Source organism: Acinetobacter sp. S4400-12 (genome assembly GCF_024129495.1).
GTDB classification, from domain to species: Bacteria; Pseudomonadota; Gammaproteobacteria; order Pseudomonadales; family Moraxellaceae; genus Acinetobacter; species Acinetobacter lwoffii_C.
Genome location: NZ_JAMXYB010000041.1, coordinates 1 through 19,718, shown reverse-complemented (window position 1 = coordinate 19,718; position 19,718 = coordinate 1). Strand labels below are relative to the sequence as shown.

Sequence of the window (19,718 nt, the reverse complement as noted above, 5' to 3'; positions counted from 1 at the left end):
TTTGGTGGAGGTGGCGGCTACCTAATTCAGCTATTAAATATCTAATTTTTAAATAAAATTCTTATAAAAATCTGTTTACGTATAACTCCTGTATAACAAATCAAAAAATGCACTCGGTATGAGTTTGATTTCTTATTCAGGAATTGAACTCATGCACTGGTACCCTCACGAATGAAGGTACCAGTGAATTTTAAATCAAATACAGATCCGTATATTTTCTTCTATTTCTATTTTATGAGCGTGTCTTAGTACAAGTGAATAGGAAAAGGCTTTTCCACATTTCATAAAAAAAGCACAATGTCTTTCATCTTTAAAATCTATTTCATAAATCTTACGGTCATCATTATCTAGAACAACCTTATCACCAGATATGAATATTTTCTTTTCTCTACGGTACTCAATCAGATGGTTTTCAAGTGCAGCAACATTGTGTAGGAAACAGAATAAAGGATTCTTTAATTTTTCCATGACTTTCTCATAGCCACCAAATTCTTCAATAACAGAAACGCTGAAGTTCATAGCATCACACCTGGTATGTAGTTCAGAAAATATATCAGATGTAGAGATCACACACATATATATGACAGCAATGACCAACGTTTGGAAAAGGCTTTTTAATGTGATTTTGAAGTTTTTGAAAATTTCAGGTGAGAAAAAAAAGAGGTTAGAAAAGTTAGAAAATTATAAAATAGTATTCAATTATATGATTTATATAAATTAATTACCATTTTAAAAAGGTTAGAAACTGGTTAGATTATGGTTAGTTCTAACCTCTAAAAATGGTTAGAAGTTCTAACCTTTTATATTATTGTTTTATATAAATATTTTAACTTTTATAAATTTTTTCTAACCACTTCTAACCTTTACATGGTTAGAATTTTAATTATTAAATATCAGACACTTAAATATTAAAAACCTTTCATTTTACTGTTTCTAACCTTTTTTTAGCATTATTGTTTGAGTTGAAGGAACTTTTGATAAATCGCAAGTTGTAGGCATTCATAGAATCCCTGTTGAATTATGTAGAACTGTTTTTTTGGCATTCGGCTGTGTCATGCACCGCTACTGCTGTGGCTTAGACACCCATCAGTCAGGGTCACAAATCTGTTGAATATTCGACACATTTACTGGGCAGGTGAGGTGGGGGGTCAACCGCCCGCCTTGAACCGGCTTTTGTATTTTTTGGAATTTTGGCCAAAAAAAAGCCCTCACACATGGAGGGCTTTTATTTTCTTGAAAATGCTGTGATCAGCTCTGCTTATTTGGCTTCACTTGCTGTGGCCATGCTTGGTCTAATTTTTCTGCATCAATTGCGTGTCCATCAGCTGCTGCTGCGATTGCTCCACCACGTTCTGCCATTGTTTGGAGTACGAAGTTGCAGGTCTTTCCATATTCAACGATGGCTTCATGGGTACCTGTGGACAAACGTTTGTTGGTATCACTGATCTGCTTTGACAACCGGTCAACAGCCAAAGCACTGTCACTGGCAGCAGCCAGCGCAACTTGTAAGTTTTTATTTGCATTTCGTTCTGACTCCAGAAGATCTTGTGACCATGCCTGCTCTACTTCATGCACTTCATTGGCATGTTGAGATGCAACCAAATCGCGTTGGGTTTCGGCTAAAGTTTTTTGTGATTCGAGTAAATCAATTTGATGTGACTTACTTGTGCAGCTGGTGACTGAAAATGCTAAAGCGATGGCCAAAGCAGCCATCACGATAAATTTCCAATGCTTGATTGCCAAAGCAATATTCATTTTTATTTTTCCTGTTTGAATTGAAGTTGATGAAACTCTTTGAAGCGGATGATCTGATCACCTGCCCATTCGTTCACTGTGTTGGCGAATAAGTTTTGAAGTGGAACAATTTCGGAATACCAATAGGCTTCACGCGCTTCACTGATAGATCCAAAGCCACCGGCATTACTTGGAATAATGCCAAGCAATTGTGGTGGGGTTCTTTGGGATGCAAGGACATCATCACGTGTGACGTTTTTAATATTTAAGAATTCATCCTTGGCAGCCAATTCACTGATTGGAATCAGTTGTAAACCATCCTTTTTCCCACCTGGTGCATGAAGGAATAAATTGCGGAAGTTACCTGGACCACGTGAATCTTTCATGGCCTGTTTCAAACCTTCCACGTCATCGTCATCAATGCCTGAATCGGTCATGTATAAGATGAAACCGGCATGAGATCCGTTGTTGTAATACTTGCGACGGAATAAAGTTGCCGATTCATTCAGCCAAACGGATTGAAGTGCAGCGATATATTCAGGCGTGCCATAAATTTCCTGATCGACATCGATGCCTTTGATGTGGCAGACAGTACCAGGTTTAAAAATATGTTCTTCAAAACCATTGAGCAGCTGCAAAAATTCATTCGAGTTTTTCATGCGTCTGGTGTACTTGGCCATGAGCCCATCATAGTGATGTGGTTCATTCAAACGGTTGTCGATCCGCTGCAAATAGCCATTGCCAAATACTAAGTAGTCAAAAGCTATTCGTTCAAATTCAGATGAACTGATCAATTTATTTGGCGTGAATGACGACACCAGTTGATTCTTTTTATAAAACACTGCAGTCGATAAATAAGGCATCGCCTTAAAGGATTTTGCCAAAGCATTCATACTGATATGTGGTTCGTAATAATTGCCACACAGCCATGTTTCATAAAATTGTGATAAGTCACGGCCATTCATCACCGGTTCAGCATCACCGAATGTAAATGCCTGCACTTTGCTGTCGGACATTAGTAAATCTCCATAGAGGATTTTTTAGATTTTGTTTGGTCATCAAGGGTCAACGGTTCATTTGCAAACGCATGGAAAATGGCAAAAGCCAAATCAGCATGACCAATGTTTTCTGCACGTGATGCTTCAAATGTCATTTGTCTTTGTGAAGCCGTTAGTGTTTTACGAATTGCCATAATCGACATTGCAACGTCAGTGGATCCGGCATCAAATTCAAAACGTCCTTTATTGATCACATCCATGGCTTTCATGACCAATTGTGTTTTGACATCGACGCTATAATTGAAGGTCGTTAGATTCGGGAAGAAATCAAGGACCAATTGCGCCACGCCAGTACCCATACCTGATTTATCTAAACCGATATATTTGACGTTATATTTGGTCGTTAATTTTTTGATGTATTGAGCTTGGCTGGCAAAGTCCATGCCTTTGAATTGGTGATGTTCTAGCAGTCGGAATTTTGGATAATCAGGTTCAGGTGGTGCAATCACCACAAGCCCTGCACTATCACCACTTTCTGCTGGATCGTATCCAATCCAAACTGGTTTATTACCAAATGGACGCAATGCCAATGGCTTAAAATCTTTGGACCATACTTCCCATGAATCGACCATACATGGCTGAACGATGGCCAGTGGAAAAACACTGTGACCATCATCGACAAATTCACACATATATAAATTGGCGAATTCTTCAGGACTGTTTTCTGCAATCAATTCTTCAATATCGAATAGATCACAGCCCTGGCGTTCAGCATCCTGAATATTGACAATATGTCGCCACATCTTGTCGCCACATAAACCACCGTCCCTTAATTTTGCGTGACTGGTGTCGATCTCAATTCGATTTTCTTTGCTGCGACCTTTATTAAATGCGTCCCCTGTCCAGAATGCATAGGCTTCATGGGTTTTACTGGATGGTGTACTGAAGTAAGTCTTTTTATATTGTTTTTGGGCAGCCATTGCCGATGCCACTTTTTTTAAAGTCGCAAAGCCATGCACCCAAAAGAATTCGTCAAAATACAAATCGCCATGGTATGACTGAGCTGTTTTTGCATTGGTACCCAAGAAAATCAGCTGAACGGTATTACCACATGGCAATGTGATTGAAATCGGGTCGCCTTGCAGATCCACTTCAATGGACTGCATGACAAAGTTTTTGATATATGTTTTAAAACCATGTGCCTGCGCTTTCGATGCAGACAAGAAAATCTGATTTCGACCAGTGGTGACAGCTTTGATCAATGCTTCACGTGCAAAGTAGAATGTTGCACCGATCTGACGTGATTTTAATAATGCACGGTTACGTTGTTCACGCGCACGGTACCAGACCTTTTGATATTCAAATAAGCCTTCATCAAAGTCTTCAAGAAGTTTTTCAACTTGTTCTTCAGTTAGTGCATTTGGTTGTTTTGGCTTACGTGGTCCAGCATTTCTATTTTTTAGTTTTGGATTTAGATCGGTTTCATTGCCACCATCAGAATATTTAGCGATTCGTGCCATGCGCTCCAGCTGGCGCATGAGCAAATCAATTTCTTTGTAATCACCAGGTGTTTTTTTCTCAAGAATAATCAGTTTGATCAATTGAGCAGTTAAGGCTTCACCGACTCGACCCACTGGTGCATCTTTGTCCCATTCATCACGTGTTTTCCAAGCGTGAACATTTTTATCAGGTTCATCGATGTGATCTGCAATCGAGCTGATTCGCCACCCCATCCAATACAAAAATTTTGCTAGAAGGCGTTTATCAAAGGTCACGTTTTTCGGGGTATTAAGTGCATTATCCATTGGCTCATTAAGCCAACACATCAGTTTTTATTCATTGCACTGATATTGTGAAATAGTGTTTATACAACCCACTTAGATTGAATGTTCTGGCTGTTCTTCCGATTCTGCTAACTACTTTAAATAGATTTTATCTATCGACATAGACACAGGATTCAGAAATGAAGAAATCCAAATTTTACCGAGTTGCTGTCGCTGGTGCCACGACTGATGGTCGCATCATTGAAGCTTCTTGGATTCAACAAATGGCCAAGAATTATGACCCAAATACTTATACTGCTTTAGCGAATATCGAGCATATTCGTGGAATTTCTCCAAGTTCTGAATTTGGAAATTATGCAAAAGTACTTGGACTTAAAGCACAAGAAGATGACATTAACGGCCAAAAAAAATGGTGTTTATATGCTCAGCTTGAAGCATTCGACAATCTGATTGAACTGCACGGTAAAAAACAAAAATTATTCAATTCTATTGAAGTAAATCCAAGTTTTGCTGATACCAATGAAGCTTATTTGGTTGGTATTGCATTCACTGATACGCCTGCTTCCTTAGGCACACAGATTATGGAATTTGCTTCTAAGAATCCTGAAGCAAATCCATTCACTTCAAAAAAACAGCATAAAGACAATTTATTTACTGCTGCTGAAGAAGTGGATCTCCAGTTTGAAGACAGTTCTGATCCTGAGTCAGAAGCAAAAGGACTGTTTTCTAAAGTTTTGGGTTGGTTGAAGCCACAACAAGAACAACAAGACAATAAAAATAATGACCAATTCAAAGAAGTATCTGACTCACTTGAAGCGATTGCAAAAACCTTTGGTGCAAGTCAGACCAAATTGCAAACGGTCGAAACTGAGTTTTCGGAACTTAAAACCAAGCATTCCAAATTGGAAAAAGACTTCAATGATCTGAAAACCAAATTAGAAGGTGAAGAAAACCCAGGTACACCACCTGCACCTGAAAACACTGGCAACTTCTCTGAACAAATTGAGTGCTAATAGTTTCAATACTGTCAGCAGTCTATAAATATTGCTTATAAGCGAGAAAAAAATGCGTAACGATACACGTAAAAAATTCAATCATAGTTTAGCCAAAGTTGCTGAACTGAACGGTGTTGAATCTGCACAGGTACAATTTACAGTAGCACCTGCACCAGCTCAAAAAATGGAAGAAAAAATTCAGGCTTCAAGCGAATTTCTTCAAAAAATTAATGTCATGCCTGTCGATACTCAAACAGGTGAAGCAATTGGTTTATCTGTCAATAAAACAATTGCAGGTCGTACTGATACATCAGGCAATGGTGAACGTACACCAACTGATCCGACTGGTTTAGGTTCAGACAAATACGAATGCAAGCAGACTGATTTTGATGTGGCGATTCCATATGCAAAACTTGATGCTTGGTCAGTTTTCGCAGACTTCCATCAACGTTGGACTAATGCCGTTGCTAAAGCAATTGCTTTGGACCGTATCATGATCGGTTTCAACGGTACATCTGCAGCAGCAACAACTGATCGTACTGTAAATACAAAATTGCAAGACGTGAATATTGGTTGGTTGCAAAAGATTCGTACTAATGCACCTGATCGTGTGATGTCAACAGTCACCGTGGGTGCAGCTGGTACATATAAAAACCTAGATGCTTTGGTGGTCGATGCAGTCAATGAATTAATTGATGAAGTTCACCAAGATGATACGGATCTCGTCGTGATCTGTGGTCGTTCACTGTTGGCTGATAAAAACTTCCCAATCGTGAATGATGCGTCTGACAATACCAATGTATTGGCTGGTCAGGTTTTATTAAGCCAAAAACAAATTGGTGGTTTACCTGCAGCACGTGTACCACACTTCCCTGATAATGCACTTTTGATCACGTCTTTTGACAACCTGTCAATCTACTATCAAAAAGATGCAAAACGTCGTTACATCCAAGAAAAACCAAGCAAAAACCGCATTGAAGATTATCAATCTTCAAATGAAGCGTATGTGATTGAAGCATACGAAAAAGTTGCATTGGTTGAAGGCATCACAATCGAATAATAGGTGATTTATGTTGAGTCCAGCTCGACGACATCGCCTTCAGGCTTTGGCAGCAAAAGAAGCTGCCAAGGCTGATGAATTTGGTGGTGTACGTCCAGACGCAAGCGTCTACCAATTACAACTGACCGAACTAAAAAATGACATTCATGTTTTACGTTCAATCCAGTCTCAAGACAAACGCGCTGAAGCAAAAAAAGAATTGATTCCAAAGCACATGCCTTATGTGTTGGGTGTCGTTCAGTCAGGCGCAAAAGTTGAACAGGATGAAGTGATCACCACCATCATGCTGTGGTGCTTTGACTGTGGCTTGTTCAATCAAGGATTAATCCTTGCTGAATATGCTTTAGAACAGAACTTAAAAATGCCTGATTCATTTAGTCGCAGTACTGCAAGTATTGTTGCTGAAGAAATTGGCAATGCTGCTCACAAAACCTATCAGGATGGCCAAGTATTCAAACTTGATGTTCTGGAAAAAGCGAATCAACTGACTGCCAACCATGATATGCACGACCAGATCCGTGCCAAATTATATCTGGCAATTGGTCGTACTTTCTTGCAGTTAGACCGTGGATCCGAAGCAGTAGCATTTATCAAAATGGCGATTGCCAAAAATGAAAACTGTGGCGGTAAAACGGATCTTAAAAAAGCTGAAAAGCTCTACAAAGAACAATTACAAAATTCACCTGAACCCATGCTGAATGCAGATGGTTCACAGGTCGTCGATGATCAAGGCAACTTGATGTTTCATCCGACGTAACGAGTGCCCCGCGCCAACCGAGGGGCAGAATTGACGATGTAATGACATTTTTATGTGTAATTACAAACTCAATTCTCCACCCCTCAACTAATTGAGAATGACAATGACCGGACTAATTGCAAACGGCAACCGCAACAATGAAGATGTTGTCATCACCAGTGAAGAATTCTTTCCTGAAATTTCTTCAAAAGCCATTCGTGAAAAATTGCGCTTTGATAGCAGTGTCACCAATGCGCGTTTAATCCCTGCAATTGAATCAGCCATTATTGAAGTGAATGATCAACTTGAATCACTCACATCAAAAGCAGCCACACTTGCTGAACTCAGCACAAAAACCATTACTTCAGGTACCACGACAAAACCGATTACTGAAGTTTTATATTTCCGTGCCGTTGCTGCAGCTGTTGGTGCTGAACTGAATGAACAATATCGCGCCTATGACACTACAAATAATGGTGGCCAAAAAGCTGATGAATTGACACCAACCATTGACGACTACCGTCGAGATCTGCGCTTTGCCATTCGTGATTTAAAAAAAATTCGTCGTTTGAATGTGGAGCTGGTCTAAATGAAAACTGTTTATGCCCTTCAAGATGACACTGTTGATGCTATTTGTTGGCGCAATTATGGACGTTCATCTGGCGTGGTCGAAGCAGTACTTGAAGCCAATCCACATCTGTCTGCATTTGGTCCATTTCTTCCGATGGGTACCAAGGTTCAGTTACCAGAAATTCAAACCCAACAAAATAAAACGCAAAGCATTCAGCTTTGGGACTGAGAACAAGAATATGGCTGAACCAACCACATCAACCACTGTCGCAATTACCGCTTCTGCAGGATTGGTATCACTCCTTCCATTCGTGAATGGTGATGCACTGTTTGGTGCCGTAATTGGTGCAGCATTTTTAGCATTTACCCAAGAATCACTGAGCTATGGAAAACGTATTTTTTCGCTCATGTTATCCGTTGCCCTGGGCTATGCCTTAGCACCTGAAATTTCAAATCGTACAGGTATAAACAGTCACACGGTGATCGCTTGTTTCACCAGTATGTTTGCTTTACCGGTATTGGTCAAAGTCATGACATGGGTAAATAAATCCACCTTGCATGAAATTTTCACCACAACATCAAAATTCTTTTCGGCCCTATCCAACACCTTTGGAAAGGAGAATAAAAAATGATGCAACTCATGTTGTCGCCATTGGCGCAAACTATTTTTTCAATCATTGCCGTGCTGTGTTATGTGGCATGTGCATTCCGTATTTTATGCTTTGATCGCCTTCATCTGCAGTCTTGTTCATTGCGATTATTCGCAACTGTCTTGATTGGTGCATTCTTGGCACAAAGCATTCACATCATTTTCATTAAGGATCCAGTCACGGTATGGGATGCCATCCTTGCTGTATTCCTCTTGATCTTTATTTTTCGCAGTAAAGGTAATGTTATTTCAATGTTACGGAGTACGCCATGAGTATTTTAAAAATCGGTTCCAAAGGTCTTGCCGTCATTGAATTGCAAAAATTGCTTACTAAAGCCGGCATGACAGGAAAAAATAAAAAGCCTTTATCTGCTGATGGTGACTTTGGCGAAAATACTGAATATGCCGTCATTCAATTTCAGAAATTAAAAAACTTGAAAGTGGATGGTTTAGTTGGTGATTACACATTAAAAGCACTGCGCGGTGAAGACACCAGCAAACTTCTAAAAGAAAGTGACTTGATCGCAGGTGCTAAACGTCTAGGTGTACCGGTCATTGTGATCAAAGCGATTGCTGAAGTTGAAACCATGGGTGAAGGTTATTTGGCAAATGGCAAGCCGAAAATCTTATTTGAACGTCATCGCATGTATTTCTATTTGAATCAGAAATTTGGCAAAACCAAAGCCAATGCTTTGATGGCCAAACATCCAAATATTGTGAACACCAAAACAGGTGGTTATCACGGTGGATCGGCTGAGTACACACGTTTAAGTCAAGCCAAACATCTTGATGAATCATGTGCATTGCAGTCCGCATCATGGGGACGTTTTCAGCTGATGGGTGAAAACTGGAAAGACCTTGGCTATAAATCTGTGCAAGATTTTGTGGCTCAACATGAACAAAGTGAAAGCCTGCAGTTTGAAGCCTTCCTTCGTTACTGTGAAACCAAGTCTGGTGAAGTGGATGACAAACGCTGGAAGCTGATCGATGCATTTCGTCAAGAAAATTGGCATGTAGTTTTTACCCTATACAACGGTAAAAACTATAAAAAACTAGGCTATGACAGCAAGTTTTTACGTGTGATGAATCGCCTCGATCCCAACTATAAGAGTGCTAAAGCAGCATGAAAAAGCCAAATCATTTAAGAGAATATTTGCTCAAGTCGATTCCTGATCTAAGCCCAGATCAGGATCGCTTACTGATTTTTGCGAATCAAGGCAGCCTGCGAAGCACAATGTCAGGTGGCTTTAGTTTTGAGCAGTCATATACGCTTGATGTCATCATCACAGATTATGCTGGTGATATTGATGTGATCGGTGTTGTGCTGTTCACATGGATTGCAGAACATCAATCTGAGCTCATGGCCAATCATGAAAAAGGCAAACAAGCCATAACATTTGAAGCAGAACTCATTGATAACAGCAAATACGATATCAACTTCCAAATCCCACTGACTGAACGTGTCGTTGTGAAAAAGAATGCAGAAGGAAAACTTGAACTCAGTTATCCAGCTGAACCGCAATACACACCATTTGAAAAACCTACAAACGTCATACTGACCGATTCATCTGGTCATGAATTGGCATCATGGACCACACCTGAAAAAGAAGGTTGGTCAATGGCATTTACACCACCAGGTAAAAATCCATGAGTAGCAATGTGCTTGACTTGGCCAATTATCTTCAGCCGTTATTAGAACGGCTGTCGGTAGGTGAGCGTGCAAGACTTGCCAAGCAAATTGGTCGTGATTTAAGAAAAAGTCAGGGCAAGCGTATTTCTGAACAGAAAAATCCAGATGGTTCAAGTTATACGCCACGACGTAAACGCCTACGTGAACAAAAGGGTAAAATCAAAAGAAAAATGTTCACCAAATTAAAGAACACCAGCAATTTAAAAGTACTCAGTACTGCTGATTCTATTGCCATTGGCTTTGTCGGTCGTGTCGCTCGAATTGCACGTGTTCACCAGGAAGGTTTAAAAGATCGTGCAGAAAAAGGTGCACCGGATGTGGTCTATCCAAAACGTGAATTACTTGGTTTTACAGATCAAGAAATTAAATTGGTTGAAGACTCATTTCTAAAACATATCAAACTTTAAATTCTTTCATCTTGTGAAAATGGGTTTATACAACTTTACTCAGCTGAAATGTAGAAACCTATACAGCAAAGTGTTGGCATGAGTGCTGACCTTAATCGTCGTCTTGAAAATCTAATTCGCTTTGGAACCATCAAGACCATCAATCCGTCTAAACCAATTGCCCGAGTCATTGTCAATCTTGGCGATATCGACACGCCTGAAATTCGCTGTCTGAATGTCCGTTCAGGTGCTGATACCACATGGGATATGCCATCTGAGTCTGAAGAATGTGTTGTGGTATCGCCATGCGGTGAAATCGGTCCAACAAGTTTTGTCTTGTACGGATTTTATAACGACGACCACCCTGCACCATCCGACGATCTTAATCAAAAAATCCGTATGTTTGCCGATGGTTGTGTCATTGCTTATGACGTATCAGCCCATCATCTGTCTGCAATTTTACCCAGTGGCGGTACTGCAGTTTTGACCGCAGATGGTGGTGTCACTGTGAACGGAAATACCACCATCAATGGTGATTTAACTTTAAACGGCAATCAAACAACCAACGGCAGCACAGTCATCAGTGGCAATCACACCGTGGGTGGCAGTCAGTTGGTTCAAGGATCCAGTCACTCATCAGGTCATTTCAGCACTGAAGATGATGTCACCGCTGGGGATATTAGTCTGAAAAACCATAAAACATCAGGTGTTCAACCTGGTTCTGGAACTTCTGGAGGACCAATTCCATGATGTCACGTGATCAAGGCGCAATGGTTGCCGATGAATTAGATCAAATCCGTCAGTCTATCCACGATATTTTGACCACCCCTATTGGTTCACGTGTCATGCGTCGTGAATATGGTTCGCTAATTCCTCAATTAGTTGATGCACCATTTAACGAAATTACTGCATTACAGCTCAAAGCTGCCACAGCAAATGCCATTTTGCAGTGGGAACCACGTGTCATGCCCAATTCAATTTCTTTATATGAATCTGAAGGTGGTCGTCATGTTATTGATTTAGACCTCACCATGACTTCAAACAATCAAAACCAATCTTTAAAAATCCCATTGGATCTTGGTGCAACTTTATAAGTGATCAGTAAATGGCAAATTCAAATTTAACCGCAATTGATTTATCACAGCTGAATCCACCTGATGTGGTGCGTCAGATTGATTTTGAGACCATTTTAAAAGAAGGTCTTGAAGACTTTTATCAGCGTATGGAAGACGTTCAGCCAAATTTTCCACGTTATCTTGAGTCAGATCCAGCCATGAAACTGGCTGAAGCTTTTGCTTATCGTGAAATGTTGGTCCGTAAAGAATCTAATGAACAAGCATTGGCAGTACTGCTGGCATTTGCAAAAGACAATGATCTGGATCACAAAGCAGCTGAACGAAATTTACAACGTCGAATCATCAGCCCAGCAACAGAAAATTCACCTGAAGTGAAAGAGTCTAACGATTCTTTGCGTAAACGTGTGCAATTGGCACCTGAAGGCCAGACCACAGCTGGCAGTGAAGGTTCATATATTTTTCATGGCTTAAATGCTGACCCACGTGTCAAAGATATTTACCCTTATGCCCCTTTAGATGAAACTGGAAATCCAACTGGTATTTGCAATATTTATGTTCTTTCAAATGAAAGTGATGGTACTGCTCCAGAAGACTTACTTAATGTTGTCAGTGCTGCTTTAAATGCTAAATCAGTACGACCTTTAACAGATAAACCCATCATTTATTCAGCATCAATTTTAAATTACAGCATTGATGCTGAGATCTTTATTGATGAAGGTCCAGATGAAAATATTGTCTTAGACAGTTGTTATAAGGCAGCTCAAGAATATACGAAAAAAAGCCATTCATTTAATGACGGCATTTCATTGTCAGGGATTTATCAAGCATTGCATCAGCCTGGTGTCAGTCGAGTCAATCTGATTTCACCTGCAGGTAATATCGATACCTCCATTGGCCAAGTGGCTTTCTGCACTGGTATCAATATTGTGAGGGCAACTGTATGAATAAGCTTTTGCCCCCAAACTCAACCAAGTTTGAACAGAATTTTGAAGCGTCATTTGCACGTGTTTCAAATGTTGAAATCAATATTCGCAGTTTCAATGACCCCATGAATGCGCCAGTTGAGGTTTTACCTTGGTTAGCATGGGAACGTTCTGTTGATGTGTGGAATAAAAACTGGTCGGATGCACAGAAACGTCAAGTGATTAAGACCTCACTATATAACCATTCAATCAAAGGAACAGTTGAATCACTTGAAGTCGCTTTGAACTCTTTAGGCTTTCCAGTGATTGTCCAGGAATGGTTCAACATGGTGCCGGTCGGCAAGCCATATACATTCAAACTTTATATTCAAACGAGCCAAGACAGCGTATCTGTCACAGATTACAAAGAATTATTTAAAGTCGTTCGTGCATATAAAAACTTACGTTCGCACTTAGTTGATACCACTGTCATGTTGGAAAGCCCTTCAAATTTACAAGTCAACGCCATGACTCAAGCTGGCCATGAATCTGAGTTTGTTAAAGCTGCAGGTGGACTTTACCTAGATGGGACGTGGTTATTAGACGGTACAAAAAAATTGAATGGAGTAGATATGTAATGCCAAATATTCAAGGTCAAAAAAAATGGTCAGAAGTCCGTTTGCTCGAAACACATGAACTTGCGCGTGGTGGTGTCAATGGCAACCTAAACGAACAAGCCATTGCCCTTGCCGATCGAACTGAATTTTTAAATCAGGAAAAAGCAAATAAATCTGAAATTGTTCAGGGTGTCTTTGAGTTTGGTACTTATGCTGAGTTTAATGCTGCTAAAGCGAATTTGCCATTGAACTGTACAGTTGTAATTGGTGAAGAAAACAATTCAGGTTCTGGGTCTTGGGGAGTTGGTAATAACAGATGGAATGGATCAATTTTAGCTAAGAGCTCATTTGATCCATATGAAAAATCTAGATCTTATACTAATGAAAAAACAAGAGAATTGAATGATAAACTGAGAAGTGTCGATTCAAAGGGATCTACACATATTTTTGTAGATGCAAACGAAAACATTGTTGCTTACCTTAATGTTGATGGTGATCTTGTATTGATCGGTTTGGATTTGCCAGTCCAGCAAGAAATCAAGAAGTTAGATAAAAAAGCAGATGAAATAAAATTGTTTGCCAAAACTGAGATTGCAAGTGCTGTAGATGAAATAAGCTCAAAGACCAAAAGCTTAGATAGTAATTCAGGACTGGATACTCATACTTTCATCGATGCAAATGAAAACGTAGTTGCTGCAATCAAAGAAGATGGTTCGCTTGTTTTGACAGGGCTTGATAAACCAGTTCAGCAAGAAATATCGACACTTAAAGAAAGCACTCAAACAGATGAAAATTCAGCAAGTCATATGATCTTGGACAAAGATCAAAACGTGATTGCTTATTTTGATCAGGAATCAAAATTGCATTTGGCGGGCATGGCTGAATCAGTGCAAGATGCTTTTCTGAATCAGAAAGCAAAAACTGATTCTAAAAAAACAATTCATGATTTTTACACTATTGATGCAATGAACTTTGTAAATAATCGCACTGTAAACAATCTTGAAACAGCGCCGATTCCTTATCCATTATTGCCGCAACCATTTAAATTAGGTCAAACATGGCAAAACAACCTGGTTTTACCGGTTTCAACAGAGCAAATTCACATTGCTGGATTTAATGGTAATCGCTGGTCGGAAAGTATCGGAGTTTGCCACCCTTATCTCATTCGCTTTGATGCCCCATTTCATGGCTATAAGTATTGGTGCTGCATTACACCTTATACATCATCCGTCGAGGATTATGAAATTCCTTGGATGTATGGGTCTAATGATGATGAACTAAAAGATTGGCATCTTATCGGCGGTGGGGTGCCTATGCCAATTGACGTAGATCCAAGCACAGCAGGGACGGAATATATCAGTGGTCACTTGTCAGATAATGGTATGACATACAATCCTATGCGCGGGGAACTGGTTATTTATTGGCGTAAGTCATTGCGTCGTACAAGTGTTGATATTGATGATCAAATCCTATATCGCACAACAAAAAATGGCAGCGAATGGTCTGAGATCAAGCAACTTCATCCAATTCGAACTCGCTTACAAAACTCGATGTTATCACCGAGCATTATTTTTGATCCCAAGACTGGATTATTTCATCTGTATACGGTTGGAATGTACAAAGCGGATGGCAATTATCATGCGATTCAACATCAAACATCGTATGACATGGAAAATTGGTCAGAAGTTGAATATTTACGACAATATAACGAACTGCGCCCGTGGCACTTAGAAGTTAAGTGGGTTGGTGATGCTCAAGTGATGCTGCTACATCTTGAGTCAAATGCGACTGCTGACAAACTGCTAGTCGGTGTTGCGAAGAATTTTACTGATTTTTCGTTTAACACAAATTTATTTACAGAAGGTGTTGATATTTATAAGTCAACATTCTTGCCAGTTTTTGAAGGCGATAAAATCTCTTTGAAAGTCTTTTACACAACTGATGAATTTACAAGCCCGAATTGGCAAGCGCACGTTACACAAACAAATTTTACAAACTATGGAGTTTAAAAATGTCAGTAATTATTAAATCAAATGTTGCAGCAACTAGACACCTCGGTAATGTTTTTCTACAAAGTATTCCTTATGATTACTCTGGTTTTTTTGACTTTAACACTGAAAATTATCTGGTTAAAACCAATGGGCAAGAAGAGGCATTAAGTCTTAATGAGGTTATATCTGTTGTGCGTAATAGCATTGGTGGTTATAAAAAAACCGATGGTAGTTATGCTACAGCAGCAATTAATACACCGCGTTTGCATTACGTTGATCGAGTAGCCAAAAAAGGTTTGTTAAGTGGCTCAATTAAGCGAAATGAATTGCTAAATTCAGCATCTCCAGCTACGCAGACTGTTACTTTTGCACTAAATGTCGGATCAAAGTGGGTTGGTCGTGTTGTTGGTTCGGGAAAAATGACGCTATCTGGCGCAATCAGTGGCGAGGTCACGGAAAACAGTCCCTTGACTTACACACATATTATTGGTGGGAACATTGCGTCAGCTACTGTAACAGCAACAATTACAGGATCGTTATCATATATTGAATTAGCTCAAATTGACGGTACTGCTGCAATTGAACCGACCCGCATCATTACAACTAATGCAGCAGTTGCAACTGACCGAGACATTATCAACTTAAACCAAGTCCAAGCAGGCAAAATGATTGGATCGCAAGGAACAATCATTCTAGAAACACATCAGTTAGATGGCGATTTTGAAACACAAGGTTCAGTAACGCATCGTTTTCAAGCGTTCCAAGTATTCACAGCAACTGCTTCAAACGGCTTTATTTTTGACGAATTGCGTGCATTTGATGGGATGTCGCAAGCTGTGACACTCACGAAACAAAATAATGGGTCAACACTTGCAACAGCATCGGGATCAAGTGTTCTTGGTAAGAAAAATAACTATGCAATTGCTTTTGATAAGCAAAATGCAACGATTGGTATTAATAATAGCGCATTAATCAGCATTAGTGACTCTACTGAGATCACGGCTGTTGGTGGTCGAGCAACACTTGCAAGTACATCTTCAGCTGCAGGTAAAGGGCCAAACTTAATTATTACAAAAGCGATTTTTTATAATCGTAAATTAAGCGATTCTGAAATCACACAAGTTTTATCATTAATGAATGGTTAAGAATTTTGGAGTATTTGGAATGGCTTATAAAACAATCTACACAGCCACTGGCCTTGCCCTTGTATCACAAGCGGTCAGCCAACAACGTACCATTGAAATCACCCACTTTGCAGTTGGTGATGGCGGTGGTAATGCAATGATTCCGAATGAATCAATGATTCAGCTAATTCGAGAAAAATACCGTGCAACTATCAATCGAATTTATCAAGATCCTGAAAATGAAAATAAATACACCGCTGAAATGATCATACCCGTCACGGTTGAAGGCTTTGTTGTTCGTGAAATCGCGCTATTTGACCGCAATGGCAACATGGTACTGGTCGGCAACACACCTGAAGTCCATAAGCCCACACTGGCAGAAGGTGTCACACAAGATTCGGTTTATCGAATTCCATTCGTGATTTCAAACCCTGAAGTACTTGAACTAAACTTTGACCCGAACGTGATCATTGCCACGCACCAATGGATCCTGAATACACTCACACCAGCCAATATGTTTCCAGGCGGTACAAATGGTCAAGTGCTGAAGAAAAAATCCAATGCCGATGGTGACACTGAATGGGCAGATGCTGGATCTGCAGAAGTATTCGTCAACACCATTGAAGAGGAACAGTCACTGGTGGCGGATCAACTCATTGTGGATCTGAGTGAAACAACCACCACTGGTGCAGCGGTTTATATCAATGGCGACCGTATTACCAATAAGACTGGTGCAGATGGTTGGCGTGCCACATCAGCGACACGTATCACTTTAGGCAAAACTTATCCTGGTGCAAAAATCCTGATCGTGCAGAATGAACCGCTAGGTGCTGCACCCTACCCATTGGCACAGAAAAACAACTTATCAGATGTACTGAATAAACCATTGGCACGTCAAAACTTGGGCGTCATGAGTGCAGATGAAGCCAAATTTAATGACTGTCCACCTGGTACTGTCATTATGTTGGCTGCAAAAAACATACCGACCGGCTATCGTTTATTAAAATGTAATGGTGCAGCATATTCGCGTACTGCTTATGCCGATTTATTTGCAGCAATTGGTACATATTATGGTGCAGGTGATGGTGTAAATACATTTAACGTGCCTGATGCACGTGGTGAATTTCCACGTTTTGCCGATGATGGTCGTGGTATTGATGCTGGTCGTGTGGTAGGCAGTAAACAGACTCAACAAGTACTTAAGCATAAACATTTGAGCTTTGGTGAAGCCACTGGTGGATGGATTTTCGGAAATTCATCAAATCGAGGGTATATGGGTACAAAGGGTGGTCTCGATTGGGATAACTATTTATATTTTACAAATGATGGTACCGAATACCTAGATCAGAACCCAAACCCAGCTGGTACAGTCGGCAATGAAAACCGTCCACGTAACATCGCATTACTTGCATGCATCCGCTATTAAGGAATAGATCATGAATCAGATGACAGTGTATCAAACCAATTATTCTGGTCTGTTTGTCGGTGAAACAGTGGCAGATGAATCGCCACTCGAGCCAGGAGTATTTGCCATCCCTGCAGGTTGTGTTGAAACTGCACCACCATCGACGTGGCCAGATGATCAATGGCCACGTTGGAATGGCTTCAAGTGGGAACTAATCCAAAAGCCTGAAGTTCAGCAAAGCGTGACACCAGAAGAAAAATTGGCTGAGTTTTTGGCACAAAACCCAGATGTCATGTCTTTGATTAACGCCAAATAGTTGGGAATTGTATAAACCTAGTTTCACAATTTCCAAAACTTAACACTGCCTTAAACTAATGCAAGCCTGTCTATTGAATTAAAACCTCCAATAACAGGCTTTTTTTATGGCAGATTATCACCACGGTCTGCGTGTCTTAGAAATTAATGAAGGCACACGACCAATCCGAACCATTGCAACTGCTGTTCAGGGCTTAGTTGCGACTGCAGAAGATGCAGATCCACTTGTATTCCCATTGGATACACCAGTACTACTCACCAACATTCAAGCTGCAGTGGCCAAAGCTGGCACACAAGGCACCTTAAAAACCGCATTGCAGGCCATGGCCAATCAAACCAATTCACTTTGTGTGGTGGTTCGTGTGGCAACAGCTGAAGAAGAAGCTGCACAGACTGCCAATGTCGTGGGTACCGTAACGGCTCAAGGTAAATACACCGGCTTAAAAGCACTACTCACAGCCAAAACCAAGTTAGGTGTTCAGCCACGTATCATTGGCGCACCTGGTCTGGATACTCAACCTGTAGCCACTGAACTTGCTGCCATTGCACCGAAACTGCGTGCCTTTGCTTATGCCTATGCATGGGGATGTCAAACCAAAGAAGAAGTCGTGGCGTATCGTGATGCATTTGGATCGCGTGAACTCATGATCATCTGGCCAAACTTTGTGGCATTCAATGTCGATACAGCACAGACCGAAACCGTTCCAGCGGTGGCATGTGCAATGGGCTTACGTGCCAAGATCGACAATGAAATTGGCTGGCACAAAACACTGTCCAACGTGGCTGTTCAAGGTGTCACTGGCATTGATGCCGATGTGACTTGGGATCTGCAAGACCCTGCAACGGATGCCGGATATCTCAACAGCAATCAAATCACCACGCTCATTCAGCAAGATGGCTTCCGTTTCTGGGGCTCACGTACTTGTTCAGACGATCCTTTATTCCCATTCGAGAACTACACACGTACTGCACAAATCATGGCAGATACGATTGCTGAAGCACATATGTGGGCAATCGATAAACCAATGCACCCTTCATTGGTCACAGACATGATCGAAGGTATTAAGTCCAAACAGCGTGAATGGACGCGCCTTGGTTATCTCATGGGTGGTGACTCTTGGTATGACCCTGAATCAAACAGCAAAGAAACGCTGAAAGATGGTCAGCTCAATATTGACTATGACTATACGCCAGTGCCACCGCTTGAAGATCTTCGTTTCCGTCAGCGCATTACAGACAGCTATTTGGCTGATTTCGCTGCTTCGATTACAGCATAAGGAATTAACGCATGGGATTACCTAGCAAACTCAAGAACATGAACCTTTTCAATGAAGGTGAAAGTTATTTAGGTGAAATCAAAACCGTGGTTTTACCAAAATTAGGTCGTAAAACTGAAGATTACCGTGGTGGCGGTATGAATGGCACAGTCAAAACAGACATGGGTATGTCTGATGATGGCTTGGTGCTTGAATCCACATTCGGTGGTTTAGACCTGCTCACATTACGCCAGTACGGTATGGAAAAGATCGATGGCGTGTACATGCGTTTTACTGGTGCTTATCAGCGTGATGACACTGGTGAAGTCGATGCAGTTGAAGTCGTGGTTCGTGGTCGTCATGAAGAAATTGATGGCGGTGATTCTGAACCAGGTGAAGACACTGAACATAAAGTCGTGACCAACTGTGT

At 40.6% G+C, this 19,718-nt stretch carries 24 protein-coding genes; 20 read left to right on the top strand and 4 right to left on the bottom strand.

Annotated features, from left to right (window positions below; genetic code table 11):
- Positions 1 to 195: 195 nt before the first annotated feature.
- The 4 genes from NI461_RS12655 to NI461_RS12640 form a co-directional block, all read right to left on the bottom strand.
- Positions 196 to 519, bottom strand: coding sequence for a hypothetical protein (locus tag NI461_RS12655; RefSeq protein WP_253157489.1), 324 nt, complete (start codon positions 517 to 519; stop codon positions 196 to 198).
- A gap of 729 nt (positions 520 to 1,248) precedes the next feature.
- On the bottom strand, positions 1,249 to 1,755 hold the full coding sequence (locus NI461_RS12650; RefSeq protein WP_253157487.1) for a hypothetical protein: 507 nt from the start codon (positions 1,753 to 1,755) through the stop codon (positions 1,249 to 1,251).
- Positions 1,756 to 1,757: 2 nt separating this feature from the next.
- On the bottom strand, positions 1,758 to 2,750 hold the full coding sequence (locus NI461_RS12645; RefSeq protein ID WP_253157485.1) for a phage portal protein: 993 nt from the start codon (positions 2,748 to 2,750) through the stop codon (positions 1,758 to 1,760).
- Complete coding sequence (locus NI461_RS12640) at positions 2,750 to 4,558, bottom strand: terminase family protein (protein ID WP_253157483.1); 1,809 nt, start codon at positions 4,556 to 4,558, stop codon at positions 2,750 to 2,752. Before NI461_RS12640 ends, NI461_RS12645 begins: the two co-directional genes overlap by 1 nt.
- 137 nt (positions 4,559 to 4,695) lie before the next feature.
- On the opposite strand from NI461_RS12640, the gene NI461_RS12635 reads away from it, so the two are divergent.
- From NI461_RS12635 to NI461_RS12540, 20 genes are all read left to right on the top strand, one after another.
- Complete coding sequence (locus NI461_RS12635) at positions 4,696 to 5,529, top strand: GPO family capsid scaffolding protein (RefSeq protein ID WP_253157481.1); 834 nt, start codon at positions 4,696 to 4,698, stop codon at positions 5,527 to 5,529.
- 52 nt (positions 5,530 to 5,581) lie between these two features.
- Positions 5,582 to 6,571, top strand: coding sequence for a phage major capsid protein, P2 family (locus NI461_RS12630; protein WP_253157480.1), 990 nt, complete (start codon positions 5,582 to 5,584; stop codon positions 6,569 to 6,571).
- A gap of 10 nt (positions 6,572 to 6,581) precedes the next feature.
- Positions 6,582 to 7,328 carry a phage terminase small subunit gene (gpM, locus tag NI461_RS12625; protein WP_253157479.1) on the top strand — a complete coding sequence of 249 codons (747 nt, stop codon included), beginning with the start codon at positions 6,582 to 6,584 and terminating at the stop codon, positions 7,326 to 7,328.
- 103 nt (positions 7,329 to 7,431) lie between these two features.
- Positions 7,432 to 7,896: a head completion/stabilization protein gene (locus NI461_RS12620; protein ID WP_253157478.1), complete on the top strand. Its 465-nt coding sequence runs from the start codon at positions 7,432 to 7,434 to the stop codon at positions 7,894 to 7,896.
- Complete coding sequence (locus NI461_RS12615; protein ID WP_005267282.1) at positions 7,897 to 8,106, top strand: tail protein X; 210 nt, start codon at positions 7,897 to 7,899, stop codon at positions 8,104 to 8,106. It abuts the gene before it with no gap.
- 10 nt (positions 8,107 to 8,116) lie between these two features.
- A complete protein-coding gene (locus tag NI461_RS12610) occupies positions 8,117 to 8,509 on the top strand; it encodes a putative holin (RefSeq protein WP_005146654.1) in 393 nt (130 codons plus the stop codon).
- Positions 8,506 to 8,799: a phage holin family protein gene (locus NI461_RS12605; protein ID WP_253157477.1), complete on the top strand. Its 294-nt coding sequence runs from the start codon at positions 8,506 to 8,508 to the stop codon at positions 8,797 to 8,799. Before NI461_RS12610 ends, NI461_RS12605 begins: the two co-directional genes overlap by 4 nt.
- Positions 8,796 to 9,653, top strand: a complete 858-nt coding sequence (locus tag NI461_RS12600) for an N-acetylmuramidase family protein (RefSeq protein ID WP_253157476.1) — start codon at positions 8,796 to 8,798, stop codon at positions 9,651 to 9,653. Before NI461_RS12605 ends, NI461_RS12600 begins: the two co-directional genes overlap by 4 nt.
- On the top strand, positions 9,650 to 10,177 hold the full coding sequence (locus NI461_RS12595) for a phage tail protein (protein WP_253157475.1): 528 nt from the start codon (positions 9,650 to 9,652) through the stop codon (positions 10,175 to 10,177). The genes NI461_RS12600 and NI461_RS12595 overlap by 4 nt, the downstream gene beginning before the upstream one ends.
- Complete coding sequence (locus NI461_RS12590; RefSeq protein ID WP_253157474.1) at positions 10,174 to 10,623, top strand: phage virion morphogenesis protein; 450 nt, start codon at positions 10,174 to 10,176, stop codon at positions 10,621 to 10,623. Before NI461_RS12595 ends, NI461_RS12590 begins: the two co-directional genes overlap by 4 nt.
- A 78-nt stretch (positions 10,624 to 10,701) precedes the next feature.
- Entirely contained in the window at positions 10,702 to 11,352 is a 651-nt protein-coding gene (locus NI461_RS12585) for a phage baseplate assembly protein V (protein ID WP_253157473.1), read from the top strand.
- Positions 11,349 to 11,696 carry a GPW/gp25 family protein gene (locus NI461_RS12580; RefSeq protein ID WP_253157471.1) on the top strand — a complete coding sequence of 116 codons (348 nt, stop codon included), beginning with the start codon at positions 11,349 to 11,351 and terminating at the stop codon, positions 11,694 to 11,696. Before NI461_RS12585 ends, NI461_RS12580 begins: the two co-directional genes overlap by 4 nt.
- 11 nt (positions 11,697 to 11,707) lie before the next feature.
- Positions 11,708 to 12,622 (top strand): baseplate J/gp47 family protein, encoded by a 915-nt coding sequence (locus NI461_RS12575; protein ID WP_253157461.1) that lies wholly within the window; start codon positions 11,708 to 11,710, stop codon positions 12,620 to 12,622.
- On the top strand, positions 12,619 to 13,218 hold the full coding sequence (locus tag NI461_RS12570; protein ID WP_253157459.1) for a phage tail protein I: 600 nt from the start codon (positions 12,619 to 12,621) through the stop codon (positions 13,216 to 13,218). Before NI461_RS12575 ends, NI461_RS12570 begins: the two co-directional genes overlap by 4 nt.
- Positions 13,218 to 15,206 carry a hypothetical protein gene (locus NI461_RS12565; protein WP_253157457.1) on the top strand — a complete coding sequence of 663 codons (1,989 nt, stop codon included), beginning with the start codon at positions 13,218 to 13,220 and terminating at the stop codon, positions 15,204 to 15,206. Before NI461_RS12570 ends, NI461_RS12565 begins: the two co-directional genes overlap by 1 nt.
- Before the next feature lie 2 nt (positions 15,207 to 15,208).
- A complete protein-coding gene (locus tag NI461_RS12560; protein WP_253157455.1) occupies positions 15,209 to 16,333 on the top strand; it encodes a hypothetical protein in 1,125 nt (374 codons plus the stop codon).
- A 19-nt stretch (positions 16,334 to 16,352) separates the two neighbouring features.
- Positions 16,353 to 17,738: a phage tail protein gene (locus NI461_RS12555; protein ID WP_253157453.1), complete on the top strand. Its 1,386-nt coding sequence runs from the start codon at positions 16,353 to 16,355 to the stop codon at positions 17,736 to 17,738.
- Between the two features lie 10 nt (positions 17,739 to 17,748).
- Positions 17,749 to 18,033, top strand: coding sequence for a phage tail protein (locus NI461_RS12550; protein ID WP_253157451.1), 285 nt, complete (start codon positions 17,749 to 17,751; stop codon positions 18,031 to 18,033).
- A 106-nt stretch (positions 18,034 to 18,139) separates the two neighbouring features.
- A complete protein-coding gene (locus NI461_RS12545) occupies positions 18,140 to 19,309 on the top strand; it encodes a phage tail sheath protein (protein ID WP_253157449.1) in 1,170 nt (389 codons plus the stop codon).
- An 11-nt stretch (positions 19,310 to 19,320) separates the two neighbouring features.
- Positions 19,321 to 19,718 (top strand): phage major tail tube protein (locus NI461_RS12540; protein ID WP_253157447.1); only part of this gene is annotated, 398 nt, incomplete at its 3' end.